The organism is Bradyrhizobium sp. CFUWI (assembly GCF_056429085.1).
The window spans coordinates 1-608 of sequence record NZ_JBWJZE010000133.1 but is presented as its reverse complement, the minus strand read 5'-3'; the positions used below and the strand labels follow the sequence as shown (position 1 = coordinate 608).

At 56.2% G+C, this 608-nt stretch carries 1 protein-coding gene and 1 pseudogene; one reads left to right on the top strand and one right to left on the bottom strand.

What is annotated here, in order from left to right; translation table 11 throughout:
• A partial coding sequence (locus AC066S_RS39060) for an antibiotic biosynthesis monooxygenase family protein (RefSeq protein ID WP_478271940.1) occupies window positions 1-306 on the bottom strand: 306 nt, incomplete at its 3' end.
• 96 nt (window positions 307-402) lie between these two features.
• On the opposite strand from AC066S_RS39060, the pseudogene AC066S_RS39055 reads away from it, so the two are divergent.
• A pseudogene (locus tag AC066S_RS39055) lies at window positions 403-608 on the top strand (MarR family transcriptional regulator); the annotation flags it as partial.

Genomic DNA, 608 nt, shown 5'->3' with positions numbered 1-608 from the left:
GGCCGGATAGGTGGCGATTTTTGCTAGAAAGTCAGGATGGGTGAAGGCCGCGCGGAAGTGTGCGGTGGATTCCCAGACGGCGTAGTTCAGATAGGTCGAGCTGTCGCCGAGAGCTCTGTGCAGCTGACTGGAAATGAAGCCCGGCTGTCGCTTCATGAACGCTGCGTCGTCCTGCCAGGTTTTGAGAAAAGCCGCCTCATCGGCTTTGTCGAGAGTGAATGGGTTCACCAGGACGACCGAATTTGCCTCGATAGCAATCTGGCGGTCGATCGGGAAAGAAGGGTCGAGTGGGCGTCGCAGCGACATGAGTGCCTCATTGCTATTTGATATGTGATGTCTAATTGGTATTATGATCACGTAACACGTTGACATGATGATGTCAATAGAAAATAATGGTGACAAATGAAAAGAGCCAAGCGAACCCCGGAGGGTGACGCCCTGACCGACCTTGTTCTCGATCTATTCAGGCTCGACAGCCTATTTCTGACGGCCGGCGACCGTCTGGTCGCCCCGCTTGGCCTAACAAGCGCACGCTGGCAGGTGCTTGGCGCCATTGTGTCCGCCGAACGTCCCCAACCGGTCGCTTGGCTCGCACGTGACCTCGGCGG